Origin of the sequence: Bradyrhizobium genosp. L (assembly GCF_015624485.1) — a bacterium.
Classification (GTDB): domain Bacteria; phylum Pseudomonadota; class Alphaproteobacteria; order Rhizobiales; family Xanthobacteraceae; genus Bradyrhizobium.
The window spans coordinates 912,752-933,954 of record NZ_CP061378.1 but is presented as its reverse complement, the minus strand read 5'-3'; the positions used below and the strand labels follow the sequence as shown (position 1 = coordinate 933,954).

The 21,203-nt window shown below is 65.2% G+C and carries 20 protein-coding genes; 7 read left to right on the top strand and 13 right to left on the bottom strand.

Annotated features, from left to right (window positions below; all coding sequences use genetic code 11):
• Positions 1 to 3: 3 nt before the first annotated feature.
• The 3 genes from IC762_RS04320 to IC762_RS04310 form a co-directional block, all read right to left on the bottom strand.
• The gene (locus tag IC762_RS04320; RefSeq protein ID WP_195787414.1) at positions 4 to 414 is read right to left on the bottom strand and encodes a DUF1850 domain-containing protein; all 411 of its coding nucleotides are present in this window, start codon (positions 412 to 414) and stop codon (positions 4 to 6) included.
• The gene (locus IC762_RS04315; RefSeq protein WP_195787413.1) at positions 375 to 2,483 is read right to left on the bottom strand and encodes a TRAP transporter permease; all 2,109 of its coding nucleotides are present in this window, start codon (positions 2,481 to 2,483) and stop codon (positions 375 to 377) included. Before IC762_RS04315 ends, IC762_RS04320 begins: the two co-directional genes overlap by 40 nt.
• A 156-nt stretch (positions 2,484 to 2,639) precedes the next feature.
• Positions 2,640 to 3,587 carry a TAXI family TRAP transporter solute-binding subunit gene (locus tag IC762_RS04310; RefSeq protein ID WP_195787412.1) on the bottom strand — a complete coding sequence of 316 codons (948 nt, stop codon included), beginning with the start codon at positions 3,585 to 3,587 and terminating at the stop codon, positions 2,640 to 2,642.
• A 173-nt stretch (positions 3,588 to 3,760) separates the two neighbouring features.
• Between IC762_RS04310 and IC762_RS04305 the strand changes: the two genes are divergently transcribed.
• Together IC762_RS04305 and IC762_RS04300 are read left to right on the top strand one after the other, a co-directional pair.
• Positions 3,761 to 5,020, top strand: coding sequence for an MFS transporter (locus IC762_RS04305; protein WP_195787411.1), 1,260 nt, complete (start codon positions 3,761 to 3,763; stop codon positions 5,018 to 5,020).
• 337 nt (positions 5,021 to 5,357) lie between these two features.
• Positions 5,358 to 6,575: an EAL domain-containing response regulator gene (locus IC762_RS04300; protein WP_195787410.1), complete on the top strand. Its 1,218-nt coding sequence runs from the start codon at positions 5,358 to 5,360 to the stop codon at positions 6,573 to 6,575.
• A 20-nt stretch (positions 6,576 to 6,595) separates the two neighbouring features.
• Here IC762_RS04300 and IC762_RS04295 read toward each other — a convergent pair whose 3' ends face one another.
• Positions 6,596 to 7,075 (bottom strand): hypothetical protein, encoded by a 480-nt coding sequence (locus IC762_RS04295; protein WP_195787409.1) that lies wholly within the window; start codon positions 7,073 to 7,075, stop codon positions 6,596 to 6,598.
• Positions 7,076 to 7,279: 204 nt separating this feature from the next.
• Here IC762_RS04295 and IC762_RS04290 point away from each other — a divergent pair, with 204 nt between their 5' ends.
• A complete protein-coding gene (locus tag IC762_RS04290; RefSeq protein WP_195787408.1) occupies positions 7,280 to 7,594 on the top strand; it encodes a hypothetical protein in 315 nt (104 codons plus the stop codon).
• A 21-nt stretch (positions 7,595 to 7,615) separates the two neighbouring features.
• Here IC762_RS04290 and IC762_RS04285 read toward each other — a convergent pair whose 3' ends face one another.
• Entirely contained in the window at positions 7,616 to 8,809 is a 1,194-nt protein-coding gene (locus IC762_RS04285; RefSeq protein WP_195787407.1) for a hypothetical protein, read from the bottom strand.
• A gap of 78 nt (positions 8,810 to 8,887) precedes the next feature.
• Entirely contained in the window at positions 8,888 to 9,517 is a 630-nt protein-coding gene (locus IC762_RS04280) for an NUDIX hydrolase (protein WP_195787406.1), read from the bottom strand.
• 78 nt (positions 9,518 to 9,595) lie between these two features.
• On the opposite strand from IC762_RS04280, the gene IC762_RS04275 reads away from it, so the two are divergent.
• Both IC762_RS04275 and IC762_RS04270 read left to right on the top strand, forming a co-directional pair.
• Complete coding sequence (locus IC762_RS04275) at positions 9,596 to 10,027, top strand: PaaI family thioesterase (protein WP_195787405.1); 432 nt, start codon at positions 9,596 to 9,598, stop codon at positions 10,025 to 10,027.
• An 11-nt stretch (positions 10,028 to 10,038) separates the two neighbouring features.
• Positions 10,039 to 11,052, top strand: a complete 1,014-nt coding sequence (locus IC762_RS04270) for an aldo/keto reductase (RefSeq protein ID WP_195787404.1) — start codon at positions 10,039 to 10,041, stop codon at positions 11,050 to 11,052.
• Positions 11,053 to 11,064: 12 nt separating this feature from the next.
• On the opposite strand, the gene IC762_RS04265 is transcribed toward IC762_RS04270, so the two are convergent.
• Positions 11,065 to 12,975 carry a sensor domain-containing diguanylate cyclase gene (locus IC762_RS04265; RefSeq protein ID WP_195789988.1) on the bottom strand — a complete coding sequence of 637 codons (1,911 nt, stop codon included), beginning with the start codon at positions 12,973 to 12,975 and terminating at the stop codon, positions 11,065 to 11,067.
• Positions 12,976 to 13,310: 335 nt separating this feature from the next.
• Here IC762_RS04265 and IC762_RS04260 point away from each other — a divergent pair, with 335 nt between their 5' ends.
• Complete coding sequence (locus IC762_RS04260; RefSeq protein ID WP_246801417.1) at positions 13,311 to 13,541, top strand: hypothetical protein; 231 nt, start codon at positions 13,311 to 13,313, stop codon at positions 13,539 to 13,541.
• Positions 13,542 to 13,652: 111 nt separating this feature from the next.
• On the opposite strand, the gene katG is transcribed toward IC762_RS04260, so the two are convergent.
• Positions 13,653 to 15,824, bottom strand: a complete 2,172-nt coding sequence (gene katG, locus IC762_RS04255; RefSeq protein ID WP_195787403.1) for a catalase/peroxidase HPI — start codon at positions 15,822 to 15,824, stop codon at positions 13,653 to 13,655.
• A gap of 118 nt (positions 15,825 to 15,942) precedes the next feature.
• Here katG and IC762_RS04250 point away from each other — a divergent pair, with 118 nt between their 5' ends.
• Complete coding sequence (locus IC762_RS04250; protein WP_195787402.1) at positions 15,943 to 16,902, top strand: hydrogen peroxide-inducible genes activator; 960 nt, start codon at positions 15,943 to 15,945, stop codon at positions 16,900 to 16,902.
• Between the two features lie 146 nt (positions 16,903 to 17,048).
• On the opposite strand, the gene IC762_RS04245 is transcribed toward IC762_RS04250, so the two are convergent.
• The 5 genes from IC762_RS04245 to IC762_RS04225 all read right to left on the bottom strand — a co-directional run bounded on the left by IC762_RS04245 (position 17,049) and on the right by IC762_RS04225 (position 21,083).
• Entirely contained in the window at positions 17,049 to 17,645 is a 597-nt protein-coding gene (locus IC762_RS04245) for a GNAT family N-acetyltransferase (protein WP_195787401.1), read from the bottom strand.
• A complete protein-coding gene (locus tag IC762_RS04240) occupies positions 17,645 to 18,472 on the bottom strand; it encodes an ABC transporter ATP-binding protein (RefSeq protein WP_246801416.1) in 828 nt (275 codons plus the stop codon). The genes IC762_RS04245 and IC762_RS04240 overlap by 1 nt, the downstream gene beginning before the upstream one ends.
• Before the next feature lie 14 nt (positions 18,473 to 18,486).
• Positions 18,487 to 19,284 carry an ABC transporter permease gene (locus IC762_RS04235; protein ID WP_195787400.1) on the bottom strand — a complete coding sequence of 266 codons (798 nt, stop codon included), beginning with the start codon at positions 19,282 to 19,284 and terminating at the stop codon, positions 18,487 to 18,489.
• 27 nt (positions 19,285 to 19,311) lie between these two features.
• Positions 19,312 to 20,766: a phenylacetate--CoA ligase family protein gene (locus IC762_RS04230; RefSeq protein ID WP_195787399.1), complete on the bottom strand. Its 1,455-nt coding sequence runs from the start codon at positions 20,764 to 20,766 to the stop codon at positions 19,312 to 19,314.
• 152 nt (positions 20,767 to 20,918) lie between these two features.
• Positions 20,919 to 21,083 (bottom strand): hypothetical protein, encoded by a 165-nt coding sequence (locus IC762_RS04225; protein WP_195787398.1) that lies wholly within the window; start codon positions 21,081 to 21,083, stop codon positions 20,919 to 20,921.
• Positions 21,084 to 21,203: the final 120 nt, after the last annotated feature.

The window sequence follows — 21,203 nt, the reverse complement described above, 5'->3', positions numbered from 1 at the left end:
TTGTTATTCTTTGCACACGCTCATCGTGGTGACATTAGCACCGATCGGATGCCCGAAAATCTCCGACAGCGTCTGGCAGTGTCCCGCCTGGCACAGATGCCATTCGCCGGCGGCACCGGAGTTGCCGAGCACGACCTCCGGCCGCAGCGCTGGTGGCGGCGCCCACTGAAACCAGCCATCGATGAGCCGCGCCTCCGGCGGCGGCTCCATGCCGGCGCCAAACCCCTTGATGCGCGCCTGCGTCAATTCGAGGCCGGCAGATGTGACCCGCCAATCCTCCTGCCAGGCGGTCTTCTCGATCGAATGCGTCCAGGCCAGCGTGAAGACCGCAATCGACAGCGTCTTCACGACGCCTGATGATGCGAGGCAGAGGCTCAAGCCGCCGCCACCGCGTTGCGCGAGCGCTGCCGCCATTGCCACAGCACGAGCCCTGCTGCGAGCATAAAGCCGGCCGTATCGGAAAACGGAAAATCGCCGAGCAGGCAGAGCGCGCCGGCAAAGGCGACGGCGAACTCGATCAAGCTCAGCCGCGTGAACAGGAAGCCGATCGCGACGATGCCGAACAACGCGATCGCCACCAGCGCCTTGAAACTCGCCAGCGCGACCGCGCCATAGAAGCCGAGCTGCGCGGCCATCGGATCATTGGTCTGCAGCATCAGCGCCGGCGAGTAGACGAAGATGAAGGGGATGACATAGCCGGCAAGCGCGATCCGCATTGCCTCCCAGCCGATCTTGTCCGGATTCTCCCTGGCGATCGGCGCCGCCGCGAGCGCGGCCAGCGCCACCGGCGGCGAGAGGTCGGCCATGATGCCGTAGTAGAACGCGAACATGTGGCTCGCGATCAGGGGCACGCCGAGCTTCGCCAGCGCAGGCGCGGCGAGTGCGGCGGTGATGATGTAAGTCGGGATCGTCGGAATGCCGGTGCCGAGCAGGATCGACAGCAGCATGGTCATGATCAGGGCCAGGAACAGGCTCTTGGCGCCGAGCCCGATGATCCAGCTGCCGAAGATGGTGCCGACGCCGGTCTGCGTCATCATGCCGATGATGGTGCCGACGATGGCGCAGGCCATGCCGACGGTCAGCGCCGACTTGGCGCTGTCGGCGAGCGAATCGCGGCAGGCGGCGAGCGTGGCGCGTCCGCCGCGTGTGATCGCGGCGATCGCGATCAGGCCGGCGACGACGCAGGCAACCGGGACGATCTCGAGCCCTTTGTGCGAGACCGCGGCCACCACCAACCCCAGCCCGATCCAGAAGATGGTACGGATCGACGTGTTGGAGAAGCCGAGCGTGATGCTGGCGCCGAGGATCAGCGCCACGGTGAGCGCGAGCCCCATGCTGCCGGCGTAGAGCGGCGTGAAGCCCTCGAACAGCATGTAGACCAGCGCCGCCAGCGGCAACACCAGGTACCAGCGCGCCACCAGCGCCTTCCAGGCGCTCGGGGTTTCCGAGCGCTTCATGCCGACCAGGCCGTGCTTGCCGGCTTCCAGATGCACCATCCAGAACGCCGAGGCGAAGTAGAGGATCGCCGGGATCACCGCCGCCTTGACGATCTCCGAATAGGGCACGCCCAGCGTCTCGGCCATGATGAAGGCGACCGCGCCCATCACCGGCGGCATGATCTGGCCGCCCATCGACGCCGTCGCCTCGACGCCGGCGGCGAAGGCGCGGCGATAGCCGAACTTGATCATCAGCGGGATCGTGAACTGGCCGACGGTGACGACATTGGCAACGCCCGAACCCGAGATGGTGCCCATCATGCCCGAGGCGAACACCGCGACCTTGGCCGGCCCGCCGCGGGTGCGGCCGAACAGGCCGAGCGAGACGTCGGTGAACAGCTGGATCATGCCGGCGCGCTCGAGGAACGAGCCGAACAGGATGAACAGGAAGATGTAAGTCGCCGAGACGTAGATCGGCACGCCATAGAAGCCCTCGGTGCCGAACGAAAGATGGGTGACGATCTGATCGAAATCATAGCCGCGATGGTTGAACGGCGACGGCAGATGCTGCCCGAAGAACCAGTACAACAGGCAGGCGCCGCACATCAGCGGCAGCGCCGCGCCCATCAGCCGCCGCGTGCCCTCGAAGATCAGCACCGCGAGCAGCGTGCCGACTGCAAGATCGGTGGTGGTCGGATCGCCGTCGCGGGCGATCAGGTCGGCGTAGAAGATCCACTGGTAGAGCCCGCACAGGAAGCCGGCGCTACCGACGATCCAGCTCAGCGCGCGGCCGAAATCGGTCTTGGCGGTGAAATTGCCGATCAGGCCGAAGCTCAGCAGGATCAGGAAGCCGACATGGACGCCGCGCACCACCTGGCTCGGCAGGTAATTGAACGCCGCGACATAGAGCTGGAAGATCGCGAAGGCGAGGCCGATCGCATAGGCAAGATGGCCCCAGCCGCCGGGTCCGAATCCTTCCGGAAAGCCATGCTCGAAATTGTCGAACTCGACCTTGACGGGCTCAACACCCTCGGCCTGCTGTTGCATTTAAAGAGTCCCCCGCCGTGCCGCCGACGCCGCACTGGGCCGAATCCGCCGCACGTCATGCGCAGGCTCGACCCGCGCATCCATCAAAAAAGAAAATCTTTAGAAAGATCGATGGCCGGGTCAAGCCCGGCCATGACATCGTCGTTGTGAACGGCCCTACTTGATCAGGCCCTTCTCCTTGTAATAGCGGATCGCGCCGGGGTGCAGCGGCACCGGGCTGCCAGTTGCGGCGGTCTCGAGCTTGATCTCCTTGCCCGCGGCATGCGCGTTGGCGAGCTCCGGCAGCGACTCGTAGACCAGCTTGGTCATCTGATAGGCGAGATCGTCCGATACCGCGCTCGAGGTGACGAGATAGTTCACGACCGCCGCGGTCGGAACATCCTTGTCCTGGCCGGCATAGGTGTTGGCCGGGATCATCACCGAGACGAAAGGCGGACCGATCTTGTCCACGATCTCCTTCGGCACGGCAACCACCGCAATGTCGGTCGAGGTCGACAGGTCCTTCAGCGAGGCGACGCCGAGGCCGGCGGATTGCAGGGTCGCATTGAGCTGGCGGTTCTTCATCAGGTCGACCGACTCGGCAAACGGCAGGTATTCGATCTTGCCGAGATCCTTGTAGCTCATGCCGGCAGCCGCCAGGATCGCGCGCGAATTGAGCTCGGTGCCGGACTTCGGCGCGCCCACCGACAGGCTCTTGCCCTTGAGGTCCGCGAGCGTCTTGATGCCGCTCTCGGCGGTCGCGACGATCTGGATGTAGTTCGGATAGATCGCCCCTATCGTGCGCAGCTTGTCGAGCTTGGTCTTGAAGCCGGCCTCGGTGTCGCCTTCCCAGGCGGCCTTCAGCGAGTCGCCGAGCGTGAAGGCGATCTCGCCGCGGCCCTGCTGCAGCAGCACCAGGTTCTCGACCGAGGCCTTGGTCGCCTGCACCTGGCTCTTCACATCAGGGATCTTGTCGCCGAAGATCTTCCCCATCGCGACGCCGAGCGGATAATAGACGCCGGAGGTCCCACCCGTCAGCACGTTAATGAACTGCTCGGCCTGCGCAGATGGCGCCGACAGAACGCTGGCGGCCGCGATCGCAGCCGCCATCAACTTCGAATGCATCAAAAAAATTCTCCCCATGAGCCCGCCCGGGAAACTGGCTGGACACGCCCGCCGGGTCAACCCATCTAAATGACGCATGCGCACGGAATTCTGCATGCCAGCAACGGGCGACGGATCGGGAACTCTCCGCTTGCACGCGAGTTGAGGTGCGCGAGCCCGCAGCGAGGTATTACTTGCAGCCATCCGCAACGCCCGTTGGACGCGCGCTCGATGCGCTGAACTTCTTCCTCGCCGACGTGCGCGACGGGCTTGGCCCGTATCTCGCGATCTATCTCCTGACCGAGCGCAAGTGGGACGAAGCCTCGATCGGCAGCGTGATGTCGATTGCGGCGATCGCCGCCATTCTCGCCCAGACGCCGGCGGGCGCGTTGATCGACCGCAGCCGCGCCAAGCGCGCCCTGATGGTTGCGGCGGCGATCGCCGTCACTGTCGCCTGCCTCGTGCTCCCGCTGCTCGATCGCTTCGTCCTCGTCGCGGCGACCCAGGCGCTTGCGGCCGCCGCGGGCTCGGTGTTCGCGCCGGCGATCGCCGCGGTGACGCTCGGCATTGTCGGCCCCAAGGCGTTCACGGCGCGGACCGGCCGCAACGAGGCTTTCAATCACGCCGGCAACGCCACCGCCGCCGCAATCGCCGGCGGCACCGCCTACTGGTTCGGACCGATCGTCGTGTTCTGGCTGCTCGCCGCGATGGCGCTTGCCAGCATCGCCGCGACCCTCTCGATTCCATCAACCGCGATCGACCATCAGGTGGCGCGCGGGCTCGACGACGTCGCTGACGGCGGCGGTGCGGCGCACGACCAGCCATCCGGCTTTCGCGTGCTCGTCACCTGCAGGCCGCTGCTGATCTTTGCGGTCGCCACCGTGATCTTTCATTTTGCCAATGCGGCGATGCTGCCGCTGGTCGGGCAGAAGCTGGCGCTGGTCAACCGCAACCTCGGCACCACGCTGATGTCGGTGTGCATCATCGCGGCGCAGATCGTGATGGTGCCGGTTGCGATCCTGGTCGGGCACAAGGCCGATGTCTGGGGCCGCAAGCCGATCTTCGCCGTGGCGCTCGCCGTGCTGGCGATACGCGGCGCGCTCTATCCGCTCTCCGACAATCCATATTGGCTGGTGTCGGTGCAGCTGCTCGACGGCATCGGCGCCGGCATCTTCGGCGCGCTGTTCCCGCTCGTGGTCGCCGACCTCACGCACGGTACCGGGCACTTCAACGTCAGCCAGGGCGCGATCGCGACGGCAACCGGCCTCGGCGGCGCGCTGAGCACCGCGGTTGCCGGATTCATCATCGTGCACGCCGGCTACAGCGCGGCGTTTCTGTTCCTCGCGGCGATCGCAGCTGTCGGACTGATCGGCTATTGCGCCCTGATGCCGGAAACGTTGCGGACGCCTGCCGAGACCTCGGGCTCAGCCGCGTTGGCGACGCAGGGCGGATGACACGACGTCCTCGCGCGGCGATCCGTGTCCGACAATGGTGCAGATTTCACGCCGACATCGACGCAACAACATAGTCATTAACGCCGTCTCCCGATGGCACACGGGACCGATCTCCGCCGGCGGAGCGAAGTCGGCCGCAGCCGCGCTCATGAACGCCAGATGACGCATTTGTTGCGCGTGTGACCGCAGTGCAAAGCGCGGATCCGGGTGCAATTTGATTCGAATTGGCGGCTTTAAGGTTAGCAAGGCAACGTATGTATAATCCCGAAATTTCCATGATTGCCGCCCCCCGTGGATGTACGACTTGCGTCGGGGTAACTCCAAGAAAAGGCGGGGCATGAATCACATCAGCCACATCGGACACATGCGAGCCGGCTGGTTCGGACATCGCAAGCTGACACCGCGCGCCTGCATCGCGGACGGCAAAAAGCACCTTCGCACCTTCCTGGCGGACGCGCTGGAAGACCTGGGCTTCATCACCTCGGAATGCGGCCAGGCCGCCGATCTCGACGCCGTGCTGGACGCGGAACGGCCCGATCTTCTGGTGCTCGGCGTCTCCGTCGACGGCATCGAAGTCAGTAAAATTCTCGAGACTTTGGTGACAAAGGACTTCGGCGGCAAGGTCCTCGTGATCGGGCAACCGGACTCGATCGTCGTCAAGGCCGTCAGGCAGATCGGCGACGAGTACGGCGTTGCCATGCTGCCCGCGCTCTCGACGCCGTTCAGCGCCGGAACCCTTCGTGACAGTCTTGCGTCACTGATGCCGATCGAACCTGCGCCGAGCCCCGCCGTCGATGTGCCGGAAGCGCTGAAGGCCGGCTGGCTCGAGCTGTGGTACCAGCAGAAGATCCATCTCCGGACGCTGGTGCCGCACGGCGCCGAGGCGCTGATCCGGATGCGCCATCCGGCCTGGGGCGTGGTGCCGCCGGCCTACTTCATCCCCGACGAAAGCGACCCGCATTTTCACGCGCTGTCCCAGTTCGTGATCGAGCGGGTGATCGAGGATTGGCGCTATCTGCTGGAGCAGATCGGGCCGGTCAGCCCCTCGATCAACCTGCCGATCTCCTTCCTCGCCGATGCCGACGCGGTGCGCGAACTCTGCTACCGGATGCCGGATCATCCGGCCTTCAACGGCCTCCTGATCGAGATCGACAGCACCGAGGTGGTCGACAATCTGGATCTCGCGATCGACGTCGCCCGGCGCGCGCGCCTGCACAACATCGCAATCTCGATCGACAATGTCGGCGCCAACTGGCCATCGCTGCTCGGACTGCCGAACTTCCCCTTCGTCGAGGTCAAGGTCGACCATCAGTACGTCACCGGCTGCGCGGATCAGCGGCTGAAGCAGACGGTGTGCCGCCGGATCGTCGAGCTCGCCCACGACAGCGGCGCGCGCGTCGTCGCGCAGGGCGTCGAGACGCGCGCCGATTTCCTCGCCGCGCACGATCTGGATTTCGATCTGGTCCAGGGATACCTGTTCGGCAGACCGATGAGCGTCAAGAAGTTCGCACGCTCCCGGGTGTCGCTGGCGTCAGGCGCGGAGCTCGATCAGTAAGGCTCGCGTACGGCCGGACGTCACTGAAACGTCATATCCAGGCACTTCGAGATATCGGAGCCGAGACCGGACGAGATGGTGATGCAGCCGCGGATCTTCTGGGTGTTGTTGTCGGCCGCCCAGATCGCATAGCCGCCGGGACCGAAGAACGAGTTGGTGTTCGGCGGCTCGGTCTCGGTGGCATCGAACGAATAATTGCCGTCGGTGTCGAAGATGCGCGGCTTCTTGGTGCAGCCGCCATCGGCCTGGACGTTGATGACCTCCTTGTTGTCCCGCGTCAGCGCCAGCGAGACCTGGCAGCGGAAGTATTCCGAGGTCTTGGCGTTGAACAGATAGGCGTAGGACTTGCAGGTCGCGGTGTTGAGCTTGCCGGCCGACAGGCCGCGGCTGCAGGAGATCCGCTGGTTGTTGGAGAGCTTGAAATCGTCAGCCCGCGCGACCGAAGCCAGCGTCACGCATGCGAGAGCGACACCCAAACCGATCTTCATGACGTGGTTCATCCTGGCCATCCCGAACTGTGTTTCTGGAAATCAAAGCGGTTGTAAACGGTAACGCGAACATAGTCGTCAGGTGTGACGCAGGAAATCACAAAGTCGCGGATGCGCGTGAGCGACCGCACCACAATGTTGTATTGACGGCTCCGCAGCGTTCGTGATTTGTTCAAAGGGTTGGGACGACGCCGTATTTCGGCCGGGAGGTGGACCATGACGAATTTTTCAACCGAGACCTTTTTGGTGAAGACCTTTTTCGCGGCAGCTGCCGTTGCGCTGCTGTCCACATCCGCCTTCGCGCAGGAGGCCGCGCCGTGGGAATTGAAGCCGGACATGGGCTACGCCTACGACAAGGAAGGCAAGACCTTCGCCTACAAGATGGGGACCAACAATGCCGGCACGCTGCTGAAGGGCGCCAAGAAGGTGCCGAAGGGCACGCTGTTCTTCATCGGCCAGAACGGCCAGCTCTACATGCGCTCCGGCCCCTATCTCGAGGGCAGCGGCAAGTTCATGTTCGGCCCGAACTGACGTCCTTGCGCTCTAGCAGGATCAGAATGCGGCAGCGAGCTCGCGGGCGCCGGGCTTGCCGCTGTTGACGTCCATCCGCTCGTTGGTGACCGCGAGCAGCTTCGCCACCGTGTTATGGCGGATCGCGACCGGGTTGCGCTCGTAGCCGGAGCGCTGGAAGAAGTTCGTCGTCGGCACCTGCTCGCGCGTCGCCTGTGGCATCGTCACCATGTCGAGCCCGGTACCGTCGCCGGTCAGGTTCATCATCTCGAGCTCGGCCGCAGTGAGCGCGCGATTGTAGCCCTTGGCGCGGGCGAAGATCACCGAGGTCAAGAGCTTGTGGGTCTGCAGCATCGGCCCGACGTCGATGTCGAGCGTCATGGCGTGACAGGCCCAGCCCTGCGCGGTGTCGGCGAGCTTGGCATGCGCCGACCAGTCGTCGGGCACGGTGCGGGTGAACGCCACCATCTTCTTCAGCACGGCCAGCTTGTGCTCCATCGCCTTGCGCGCCGGGCCCTGTGTCGCTGCGACCCGCTCGGCAAGCTCGCGCACGAATTCATGACCCTGTTCGGCCAATAGCTCGACGGTGTTGGTGGTGAGCAGCTGGTTGTAGCCGATCGCGGTGGAGATGGCGTGCTTGCCGCCATGCTCGATGCCGGCCTGCACGTCGTAACTTCCGGTGCCCCCGGTCTCGAACGAATAGACCCGCACCGCCTGCTCCGGCGTCAGCCCTGCCGCGCGCGCATAACGGGCGTAGGCGCGCTTGAACTCGACCTCATTGGCCGGTCGCTGCGGCGTGAACTGGTATTGCTCGGCTGCGGCGCGGATGAAATCCGCTACCACCGGCAGCGGTCTGCGCGGCGGCCTGCCGCCCTCCTCTTCCGGCTCCGGATTGACCGGCCGCTTCGGCCCCTCATACACCGGCGGCTGCTCCAGCACGTAATCGTCGAGCGTGATCTGCACGCGGTCGCGGCGCTTGGCATTGCGGGTGCGCCGCTTGTCGGCGATCGCGTTCCAATAGGCGCCGGCGTCCTGCTCGAAGGCGGCGCGCGCCTGCTGATATTCCTGCAGCTTGCGGCGATAGTCGGCGATCGCCTGCGGCGATGCCGCCTGCGCCATTGCGTTGGCGGTGGCGGGCGGCAACACGCGGGTCTCGCTCGCCAACACAGATGGCACGCCCGCGACCAGCGCGAGCGCGACGAACCCAGGCGAGAGGCGAATCAATTGCTGGCGCATGGCTCCCTTGTAGCAAGCGCGGCCGCGAAGTCAGCCCGGAATTGAACGGGCATATCGCCGCTGGGGCTGCTTCCTTGCTCATTTCCACGCGAACACCGGCTGCTCCAGATCGGCGACACGGGTATGGCGTCCGGCGAGCACCTCGCGGAACTGATAGATCAGCGCGGCGGTCGGCGCGTGAATGTGCGCACTGCCGAGGCGGAAGCGAATCACGCGCCGGATGCTCTCCGGGATCGAGACGAAGCTGAAGGCGTCATCGGCCTCGATCGCATCGAGCGCGATCCGATGCACGGACGCGACCTCGTCCGGATTCGCTGTGATCGCGGCGTGCGCGCCGGCCCAGACCACGACCGGCGTGATCAGATAGCCGGAGCGCGTCGGATAATCGTCGAGCATGCCGAGCACGTCACGCTCGGACAGCGCGAGCCCGAGCTCCTCGTGTAGCTCGCGCAGCGCGGCCGCGATTTGCGTCTCGCCGGCATCGCAGCGTCCTCCCGGCAGCGCCCATTGCGCGCGATGCGAGCGCAGGCTGGCGCTGCGGCGGGTCAGGAGGAATGCAGTGCCGACGCCGTCATCGTCCTCGGTCAGCGCAATCGCGACCGCAGCGCGCTTCAGATCGGGCACGGCGTCCGCCGGCGCCAGCCGCGTGAACGTCGTGCAGAGCTCTGCGATATTCCGCCGGGTGGCATCGTCAAATGTGCGGGCCATTGATCTTGACTACAACACAACCGCGTTTGATGAAATGTGCCCCAAGACATGTCTCCTGCGATCAATCATCGGTAAGCAATGGACCAGCACACGACGGCCGAAGCCAAGCTCAAATCCGACGGCTGGACGCTCGTCGACACCACCGGCTTCCTGCAGCTGGTCGGCCCGATGTGGCAGCGCATGGCCGGTGATGCGCCGGAATTCGCGCTCATCACCGAGGACAAGCACCACAATCGCCGCGGCCTCGTGCAGGGCGGCGTGATCATGACCTTCGCCGATCGCGCTTGCGGCATGGCCGCGCGGTTCGTCTCGGGCAGGCCGACGCTCGCGACCGTGCAGCTCGATACTCATTTCGTCGAGGCCGGCAAGATCGGCGAGATCCTGACCACGCGGCCGCGCGTGGTGCGCTCGACGCGCAGCCTGATCTTCATCACGGCTGAAATCACCGTCGACAAGCGCTGCATCGCGATGGCCAATGGTGTGTTCAAGATTCTGAAGAACGAGAGCTAGGGAGCAACCCGATGCAATACCGTCAACTCGGCCGCAGCGGCTTGAAGATCTCGCCGATCTGCCTCGGCAGCATGATGTTCGGCGGACCGACCGACGAGGCCACCTCGTCGCGGATCGTCGCGAAGGCGCGCGAGGCCGGCATCAACTTCATCGACAGCGCCGACGCCTATAATGGCGGCAAGTCCGAGGAGGTGGTCGGCCGCGCCATCGCCAACAGCCGGTCGAACTGGATCCTGGCGACCAAGCTCGCCAATCCGATCGGCGACGATCCGAACCATGGCGGGCTGTCGCGGCGCTGGGTGTTCCAGGCCGCCGACGCCAGCCTGAAGCGGCTCGGCACCGACTTCATCGACATCTACTATCTGCACAAGGAAGACCATGCGACGCCGCTCGAAGAGACCGTGCGCGCGATCGGCGACCTGATCCGCGCCGGCAAGCTGCGCTATTTCGGCGTCTCCAACTACCGCGCCTGGCGCGTCGCCGAGATCTGCAACATCTGCGATCGGCTCGGCATCGACCGCCCGATCGCAAGCCAGCCCTATTACAACGCGATGAACCGGATGCCCGAGGTCGAGCATTTTCCGGCCTGTGCCTATTACGGCCTCGGCATCGTGCCCTATAGCCCGCTGGCGCGCGGCGTCTTGACCGGCAAATACGCGCCCGACGCGACACCGCCCGCCGACACCCGTGCGGGGCGCAACGACAAGCGCATGATGCAGACCGAGTGGCGGCCGGAGTCACTGCAGCTCGCGCAGGAGATCAAGCGCCACGCCGAAAGCCGCGGCATCACCGCGGGGCAGTTCGCGGTGTCGTGGGTGCTGAACTCGTCGTTCGTCAGCGCCGTGATCGCAGGCCCCCGCACCGAAGCGCAATGGGACGACTACATCCGCGCGCTCGACTACAAATTCACCGCAGAGGACGAGGCGCTGATCGATCGCCTCGTCGTCGCCGGCCATCCCTCGACGCCCGGGTTCAACGATCCGGCCTATCCGATCGAAGGGCGGCGGGCGCGGACGGCAGGATAGCTGCAGTATACCCTACGCGCTCCTGGCCGACAGCGCGACCACCTGTCCGGACATCACCAGACGGTCGCGGCCACCGTCCTTGGCGGCATAGAGCGCCCGATCTGCCGCGGCCAGCAGCGGGCCGGAATCGCTCACGGTCTGCGATGGATGGCTGGTCACGCCGCCGAGGCTCGCCGTCACGATGCGAGATGGTGGATTTTGTCCGTGCAGCATCCCGAGCTCGTGCAGTGCTTCGCGGACCCGCTCGCCGACAAGCGCGCAGCCTTCGGCGTCGGTGTTCGGGAGAAGCAGGACAAATTCCTCCCCACCATAGCGGGCGGCAAGATCGGCGGGCCGCTGCGCCTGCGCGGCGAGAACGCGCGCCACGGCGCGCAGGCAGCCGTCGCCCGCCTGATGACCATATTGGTCGTTGTAGCGCTTGAAATGATCGATATCGATCAACAGAAGCGACAGCGGGGTGCCGTCACGCCGGGCGCGTGCCCATTCATCCGCCAGCCGCTCATCGAAGTGGCGACGGTTGAACAGGCCGGTCAAACCATCGGAGATCGCGAGCGCGGCGAGCTTGTCTTGCAGATCCCTTTGCTCGGTCACATCGCGCGATATCGCAACGACGCCGTCGATCGCCCCGGTGTCGGGCGCGCGCGTGACGCGCAGCGCCGTCTCGACCCAGATCTCGTTCTTCTCCCGGTGGCGGTTGCGATAGACGATCCGCGCCTCGTCGGCCTCGGCGGCCTTGAGTGCCGCGATCGTCTGTTCGACGCGCGGCCGGTCTTCCGCGTTCACGCCGGCAAGCGCGGGCATCCCGAGCAACTTGTCGGCCGGCCAGCCGATCACCCGGACGCATGATGGCGAGACGTAGCGAATGCATTCATCGAGTCCGATCCGCATCACCATGTCGCTGGACTGTTCGGCAAGCAGACGGAAGTCGGCCTCCTTGGCGATCAGGGCCGCCGCCATGCGCTGCCGCTGCAGCAGCTGCTTGACCAGATAGAATCCGATTCCGGCGATGAGCAGGATCAAGCCGGCCACGATCCCGGTACGGGTGACGACCTCCCGCCGCCAGTCCGCCAAAACATCGTCCCGCGCCTTGGTCGCGAGCACCACGATGGGGAAGCGGCTGCTGCGCTGGTAGTAGCTCAGGCGCGCCCGGCCATCGAGCGGCGACGTGAAGTAGTAGACGCTGGCGGCGGGCAGGCGGTGCTGCTGACGAAACAGCGGCGAGTCCGACATGTCGCGGCCGGCATAGACGCCGTCCACGTCTCGACTCCGCGCCAGCATGATGCCGTCGGCACTGAGCAGCGAAATCGAGCCGTGCGGACCGACGTCGAACTCTTCGTAGAAGCGCACGAAGTAGGAGACATCGATCGTGGTCAACACAACGCCGGCGAAGCTGCCGTCGGGATGGTCGAAGCGACGCGAGACGGTAATGACCCACTGGCCGCCCGAGCGGCTCTTGACCGGACGGCCGAAGTAGTCGCCGCGGTCCGGCGAGGCGCGGTGATGCTGAAAATAGTCGCGATCGCTGTTGTTGAGACCGGCGAGGTCGACCTGCTCGGTGGTGGCGATCCAACGACCGGTTTCGTCGTAGACGAAGATGCCGTGGATGCGCTGCCGGTTGTAGCGCCGCTGCTGCAGGAAGGTCCGCAGCTTCGCGACCCCCGCAGCATCGGTTCCGCCAGTTTCAAGGCGATCGACCATGCCGGTGAGAATGGTGTCGGCGAGATCGAAGGTGTCCTCGGCTTGCTGCGTCAACGACCGGGCGAGGTTGGTCACGTCGACTTCTGCGTTCTTCAGGTCGACGCGGCGCGATTGCCATTCGTGCCAACCGCTCAACGCCAGAATGGCGAGGCACGCCAGCAGCACGAACCCCGACGCCCACAGCGCAAGGCGGGTCTTTCCCAATTCCTGGCGGGTTCCAATCATCCGACATCGCTCCAACTGGGAGCAAGCTGCCATGCTCGGCGTTACGGCCTTCTTGCCAAAGGCGGCTTGTTCAAGCACAGACCGGGAAACTACCGGCGCAACAATGCAGATCATGCTGAACCAAGGATAAAACGGCTGCGGGCATTTGAGGAAACTCGTCCCGGGTCGAAATCCGTTAACCACAGCCGTTGCCGGCGGCCGCGGCGACGTCATCGTTTGGCGCAGGGAGAAACGAAGCGGCGAGCGCATCGGAAAATAGCGACGGCGTCGCTCGGCAGCGCCGAAGTTACGGTTCGCGCCTTCCGAATTGCGCAGGGCCTGCGCCGGCTGCACCATTGGCGCATGACAACGCTGATGCAGGTGCCGCGATGACCGCACCCAATCTACTGGACTGGACGGTCGCGCTTTTGGTTTGCTGGGCAAGCCTGACCGCGATCGTTCAATCTCCGCACGCGAGCACGCAATGCGACGCGCCGTACAGCGCGAGCAGCGCGTCGCAGCCGTCGCCAGCTCCGACCCAGGCGGAGGTCGACGAGATGATCCGGGACATGAAGCTGCACGATTGAGGTGATCGCGCAAAGTCCGAAAAGTCCTTCTGCAAGCCTTGAAATGAATCAGGGCGCCACCGAAGTGCCGCCCTGAGATATTGACGCCGTTTCCGGCTTGTTGCATCGGCCTTACTTGTGGCCGACCAGATCGAAGCGGTCGTGGTTCATCACCTTGGCCCAGGCGGCGACGAAGTCCTTCACGAACTTCTCCTTGGAGTCCGACTGGCCGTAGACCTCGGCGAGCGCCCGCAGCTGCGAGTGCGAGCCGAAGATCAGGTCGACACGGGTCGCGGTCCACTTCGCCGCATTGCTCTTGCGGTCGCGGCCCTCATAGACGCCCTCGCCGACATGGTCCCACTTCGTGCTCATGTCGAGCAGGTTGAGGAAGTAGTCGTTGGTCAGCGTCCCCGGCTTGGCGGTGAACACGCCATGCTTGGACTTCTTGGCGTTGGCGCCGAGCACGCGCAGGCCGCCGACCAGGACCGTCATTTCCGGCCCGGTCAGCTTCAGGAGGTGTGCACGGTCGACCAGCGCCTCCTCGGGCATCATGAACTGATGCTTGCCCGAGGTGTAGTTGCGGAAGCCGTCAGCCCGCGGCTCGAGCGGCGCGAACGAGTCGACGTCGGTCTGGTCCTGCGAGGCATCCATGCGGCCCGGCGTGAACGGAACCTTCACGTTGGTGCCGCCATCCTTCGCCGCCTTCTCGATCGCCGCGGCACCGCCGAGCACGATCAGGTCGGCCAGCGAGACCCTCTTGCCGAACTCCTTCTGGATGGCTTCGAGCTTGCCCAGCACGCCCTTGAGCTGCGCCGGCTCGTTGACCTCCCAGTCCTTCTGCGGAGCGAGGCGGATGCGGGCGCCGTTGGCGCCGCCGCGCTTGTCGGAGCCGCGGAAGGTGGACGCCGAGGCCCACGCCGCCGACACCAGCTCGGAGACCGACAGGCCGGAGGCTGTTATCTTCGCCTTCAGCGCTTCGATATCCGCGTCCCCGATCACCTCGTGATCGAGCGCCGGTACCGGGTCCTGCCAGATCAGCGTCTCCTTCGGCACCAGCGGGCCGAGGTAGCGCACGATCGGGCCCATGTCGCGATGGGTGAGCTTGAACCAGGCGCGGGCGAAGGCGTCCGCGAACTGATCGGGATGCTGCAGGAAGCGGCGCGAGATCTTCTCATAGGCCGGATCGAAGCGCAGCGAGAGGTCGGTGGTCAGCATGGTCGGCTTGCGCTTCTTCTTGGGATCGAACGGATCCGGAATGACCGCGTCCGCGCCCTTGGCCACCCATTGGTTGGCACCGCCGGGGCTCTTCTCCAGCTCCCATTCGTAGTTGAACAGGTTCTCGAAGAAGAAGTTGCTCCACTTGGTCGGCGTCTGGGTCCAGACCACCTCCAGGCCGGAGGTGATCGCGTCGGCGCCGAGGCCAGAGGCATGCGCGCTCTTCCAGCCCAAGCCCTGGTCTTCCAGCGCACCCGCCTCCGGCTCCGGACCGACCAGCGACGGATCGCCGGCGCCATGGGTCTTGCCGAAGGTGTGGCCGCCGGCGATCAGGGCGACGGTCTCCTCGTCGTTCATCGCCATGCGGAAGAACGTCTCGCGGATGTCCTTTGCCGCGGCGACCGGGTCGGGCTTGCCGTTGGGACCTTCCGGGTTGACGTAGATCAGGCCCATCTGCACTGCGCCGAGCGGCTCGGAGAGCTGACGCTCGCCGCTGTAGCGCTCGTCACCGAGCCAGGTGCCTTCCGGACCCCAATACAGCTCTTCGGGTTCCCACACGTCGGCGCGGCCGCCCGCGAAACCGAACGTCTTGAAGCCCATCGATTCCAGCGCGACGTTGCCGGTGAGGACGATCAGGTCGGCCCACGAGATCTTGTTGCCGTACTTCTGCTTGATCGGCCAGAGCAGCCGGCGTGCCTTGTCGAGGCTGGCGTTGTCGGGCCAGCTGTTGAGCGGCGCGAAACGCTGCTGGCCTGCGCCGGCGCCGCCGCGGCCGTCGGTGATGCGGTAGGTGCCCGCCGAGTGCCAGGCCATGCGGATCATCAGGCCGCCGTAATGACCGTAGTCGGCCGGCCACCACTCCTGCGAGTCCGTCATCAGGGCCGTGAGGTCCTTGATCACGGCGGTCAGATCGAGGGTCTTGAACGCCTTGGCGTAGTCGAAGTCCTTGCCCATCGGATCGGACAGGCTCGAGTTCTTGTGCAGCGACTGGATGTCGAGCCCCTCAGGCCACCAGTCACGGTTCGTGCGCGCCCGAGGGCTCGCACCAAACGGGCATTTCCCCGCGCCTTCGTCGGTTTTTGCATCCATGTTTCTTCTCCGAGGTGATGGATTTTGGAATGGGCTGGAGCTCTTCCAAGAACGATTCTACGCGCGCCAATCCATCAGGTGAAATTGACTTTAATGATCGGACCAATAAGATAATCTGATGATAAACGTCACACTCCGGCAACTCAGGTATTTCGATGCGCTGGCCCGCCACGGCCATTTCGGCCGTGCCGCGGACGCCTGCTCGGTGTCGCAGCCCGCGCTGTCGATGCAGATCCGCGAGATGGAACAGGCGGTCGGCGGCGTGCTGATCGAGCGCAATGCGCGGCAGGTCAGGCTGACGACGTTCGGCGAGGACCTGCTGCGTCGCGTCCGCGACATCCTGCGCTCGGTCGACGAACTCGGCGACTTCGCGCGCGCCTCGCGCGACCGGCTCGCGGGCCGCTTGCGCGTCGGCATGATCCCGACGATTGCCCCATATCTGCTGCCCAAGGTGATCGAGAATCTGGCGCGGCTGCATCCGGAGCTCGATATCCACGTCCGCGAGACGCTGACGCCGAAGCTGATCAAGGAGGTCGCAGAAGGCCGGCTCGACACCGCGATCGTTGCGCTGCCGGTGTCGGAACCGTCACTGACCGAGGTCGCGCTGTTCTCGGAGAATTTTCTGCTGGTGCGGCCGGGCGAGGATGCCGACACGCCGGTGCCGAGCGCCGAGATGCTGCGCGAGATGCGACTCTTGCTGCTCGAGGAAGGCCACTGCTTCCGCGACCAGGCGCTGTCGTTCTGCAACATGCAATCGTTCCCGCCGCGCGAGGTGCTCGACGCAAGCTCGCTCTCGACCCTGGTGCAGATGGTCGGTGCCGGCATCGGCGTCACGTTGATTCCGGAAATGGCCGTCACGGTGGAGACGCGTTCGGCCCCAGTTGCCGTCGCACGCTTCAAGAACCCGCAGCCGTCGCGCACCATCGGCATGGTCTGGCGCAAGACCAGCCCGCTCGCCGGCCAATTGCAGCAGATCGCGGAAGTGGTCGCGCTGGCGGCGGAGGCACTGCGGACGAAGGGGGATGGGACGAAGGGCGCGGTGAAGCGTGTGGCACGAGGAAAGCGGAAGGCGGCGTGATGCCGGCTTGCACCACATCCCCCAGCTGTCGTCCTGACGAAAGCCAGGACTACAGTATGGGTTTTACGCTCTGCCCTCTCCAATGTCGTCCCGGCCTGCGCCGGGACGACATTGGGTATGGTTTGTGCCCATCTCACTCGTCGCGATCACGCAGGCTGTGCGATCGCCGCCTCGCCGACGCGGTCGATCAGTTGCGACAGCCGCGAGCGTGGCGGGATCGTTGCCGTGATCAGCCCGCGGGCGCCGGTCAGCGCATCGGGCACCAGCTCGCAGGCCAAGAGGCGGTCGCGCTCGTAGGGGCCAGGCATGCGCAGTGCACCGGTCTTGTCGGCGGAGAAGCCGAAGCGGGTGTAATAGGCGGCGTCGCCGACCAGGACGACGGCGCGATGGCCGAGCACGGCTGCTTCGTGCAAGGCCTGCCGCATCAGCGACGCGCCGATGCCGTAGGACCTGACATCGGCTGCGACCGCGAGCGGGCCGAGCAGCAGGCAGGTGTGACCGGAGGCCGTCGTCACCGGCCACAGCCGCACCGTGCCGACGAGGCGGCCGGCGCGGCGTGCGACGAGGGACAGCGCGGGCGTGCGGCCTTCGCGCAACCGCTCCGAGGCCTTGGCGAAACGGCCGGGGCCGAAGGCCTGGTCGAGCAGACTTTCGCGGGCGGGTGCGTCAGTGCGGCGCTCCTGCCTGACCTTGATGTAGACCGCTTGCGCGAGGTCCGCACGGCGCTTGAAGGAGAACGGCATCACGCGACCCTCGCCAGATAGATGAAGACCTCGTCGAGATCGCGGCACTGGAAGCGCTCGGCGAGCTCGCGCGGCTTGCCCATCGCGACGACGCGGCCGCGGCTCATGATGACGACGAAGTCGCAGAGCTGCTCGACCTCGGTCATGTTGTGCGACGACAGCAGGATGGTGGCGTCGCGGCGCGCCTGGTAGGCGCGCAGCCGGCTGCGCACCCATTCGGCGCGATCGGGATCGAGCGATGCCGTCGGCTCGTCGAGCAGCAGCACGTCGGGATCGTTGATCAGCGCCTTCGCCACCGCGACGCGGGTCTTCTGGCCGGCGGAGAGACGTCCGGTGGCGCGGTCGAGCACGTCGCCAAGCTCGAAATCCTCGATCAGCTCCTCGATGCGTTGCTTCAAGTTTTGTACGCCGTAGAGCCGGCCGAACACCATCAAATTCTGCCGCACCGTGAGCCGTCCCGGCAGCGCGACATAGGGGCTTTCAAAGTTCATCCGGCTCAGCACTTGGTGGCGCTGGGTCGCCATGTCGTGGCCGAGCACCATGGCGCGGCCGTAGGTCGGCACCACGAGGCCCATGATCATCGAGATGGTGGTGGTCTTGCCGGCGCCGTTGCCGCCGAGCAGGCCGACGGTCCAGCCCTTCGGCACGATGAAGTTGACCTCGTCGACCGCCCAATGGGTGCGGTACTGCTTGCAGAGGTCTTCCACCGCGATGGCCGGCGCCTCATCGGTTGCGACCTGCGTCGGAGCGTTGTCCTGCACCGGGGTGACATTCGCCGGTGCAGCAGTCGGGCGCTTGCCCGGAATGAATGGCATGATGCGGCTCATGAAAGTATCCTCCCTTACTCGCCCATGGTGAGCAGGCCGCCGCGATGGCGGGCACTCTGCAGCAGGACGACGAACGTTGTGAAGCCGAGAGCGAGATAGACGACGTTGAGCGCGAGACCCTCGATTGCGAGGTCGACGCGGAAGCTGCCGTCGAGCAGCACGGCGCGCATGCCCTCGAACACATAGGTCGGTGTCAGCGACCAGGCGATCGGATGCAGCCAGGCGGGCAGCGCCTCGACGGGATAGTAGACGCAGCACAGCGGCAGCAGCACGATCATGACCGAGTAGGCCAGGCTTTCGGCGCCGAGACCCTGGCGGATCACGAGGCCGGCGACGACGAGGCCGATCGCCCAGCTGGTCAGCACCAGGATGAGGAAGAACACGATCAGTCCCGGTCCGAGCGCATAGATGTTGAAGTCGAACAGCAGCAGCGTGAGCACGGTCACCGGGATGGTGCCGATCAACAGCCGGAACAGGCTCATCAGCATCAGCGATGCGGCAAGCTCGCTCGGCTTGAGCGGCGACATCATCAGGTTCGCGAGGTTGCGCGACCAGATCTCCTCCAGGAACGTGAAGGTGAAGCCGAGCTGGCCACGGAACAGCACGTCCCAGAGCAGCACCGCGCCGAGCAGCAGGCCGGCGGTGGACGCCATCGCCGACTTGCTTTGATAGAGGTAGGTGTAGAGGAAACCCCACACCATCATCTGCATCGCCGGCCAGTAGACGATCTCGAGCAGCCGGAGCCATGACGAGCGCAGGATGTAATAATAGCGCGCCGTCATGGCAGCGATACGGTTCAACGACTGGGTCATGGCACTATCCTCCCCGCGTTCAGCGGCTTACGCCATCTCACGGCGGATCGGGCGACGCTTGCCGACACGAGCCGGGAACACGTCGAGCGCGTGGGCCTTCACCTGCACCGGATGCTCGAGGCAGGCCGCGAGCAGGTCCTCCAGATGCGCAACCGAGGCATTGAGCCGCGCCAGCGGCGTATCCTGGCCGAGCACGACCCTCGCATCGACCCGATCGACGCCAAGCTGCACGATCTCGAACTGCGCCAGATGCAGGTTGCAGTCGAACATCCAGCGATAGGTCGCATCCAGGATGCTGCCGGCGGGGACCTTGCGGCCGTCGCGATTGACGAAGGCGTCGTTGAGCCGGCCGTCGATGCTCGCGATCTGCGACCAGTTGATGTCGGACGCCAATGGCTTCTCCGGCAGGGTGATGTAGTCGCCCTGGACGTAGCGGATGAACGGCATGGCTTCGTTCAGGAGGTTGGTGATGACGGCGATGCCGGACTGGCCGGCTGTCTGCGGCTGCATCGTGATGGGATCGAGCACGTCGAGATGCACGGTGTCCTCGCAGACGTAATACTGTCCATCAGGCATCTCGAGCGCGATGCGGGTTGCTTCCTCCGAGGAGTATTCGTCGAGCACGGGCACGCCGAGCTGGCGCGACCATTCTGCGCGGGCCGATTTCGAGGAATATTCCGAATGCGTCACCGCGAGATTGAGCGTCGAGCGGAATTCGTCGACATGCGGCATCAGCGCATCCAGGCTCGACGGATAGAGCGAGAGAACCTTGGGCCCGAGATAGCGCAGATGCTGGGCGACGCGGGAGGGCGGGATCAGGTTCGAGATGAAGGCGGTCGGATAGTCGCCGCCGATCGAGTCGAACCACCACGGCACGGTGTAGACATGCGTCAAGAGATCTTCGGCGCGGTAGTTGCCGCCGCTCTGCATCGCGAACTGGCGGACGCCCTGGATGGTGTCGGTGATGACGGCGTCATAGTCGACGCGGATCAGGAGCGTTTGGCCCGAGGAGCCCGACGAGCGGGTCGGGAACAGGTGTTCCGGCTTGTACTTCTTGTTGACGCACTGGTCCGGAAAAGCGGCGACCAGCTCGGGCTTGGTGATGACGGGAATCTTCTGGATGTCGTCATAGTCGCGCAGATGCTCGGGCTTGAAGCCGGCAGCATCGTATTTGTTGCGATAGACCGGGATCTCGCGGTAGGCGAGCTCGACCAGCTCCTTGATGCGGGCAAATTGCTTGGCGCGGATCTCGGCGACCGGCAGATAGGGATGGCGCATGCACTCGCCGAGATAATTCCTGGTGGCGGCGACGAGTTCGGGCGCGGCTTCGTTCGAGGGCTCGAAATCCGGGCGGGTGTGCTCGGTCTCCCAGAACTGGCGCTGCGGCGCTGCGGGCGCGAGGGATGCGGCAGCGTGATCGCTCGCCGGCGCCAACGCGAGGTCGCTGTCATCAGTCACAAGGGTCGCAACAGAGGGGGTCATTGTCAGCTCCATGGTTGACGGGGCATCCCGTTCATGGCGCTATCAATGGCGCACGGCGTTCGCTTCGGCCGTGACTGACCTCACACACGCATCACATAGAGCTGGAAAGCGCCGGAGCCGGCCTCTTGCCGCCGCGTTCAGCGCAAGAGAAGCTATTTGCCCCAGCTGGCCTTCTTGATCCGCCCCTTGCCGCCGCACTTCTTGCAAGGCTCCGGATAGACCTTGCGCCCCGGCTCGCTCGGCTGGCTCACCTTGGGAAAGCCGGTCCCGTTACACAGGTCACATTTCTCTTCATCGGAAATAAGGTGCTTCACCATCGGACGTCCCGCATCAAGAAATCGCCGGACAGATACGGATGGTTCAGCGATTGGTTGCGACGCGCATGGCAGCCCTGCGCGCCGGCGTTTCCACATCGTCGTCCCGGAGAAGGCCAGGAC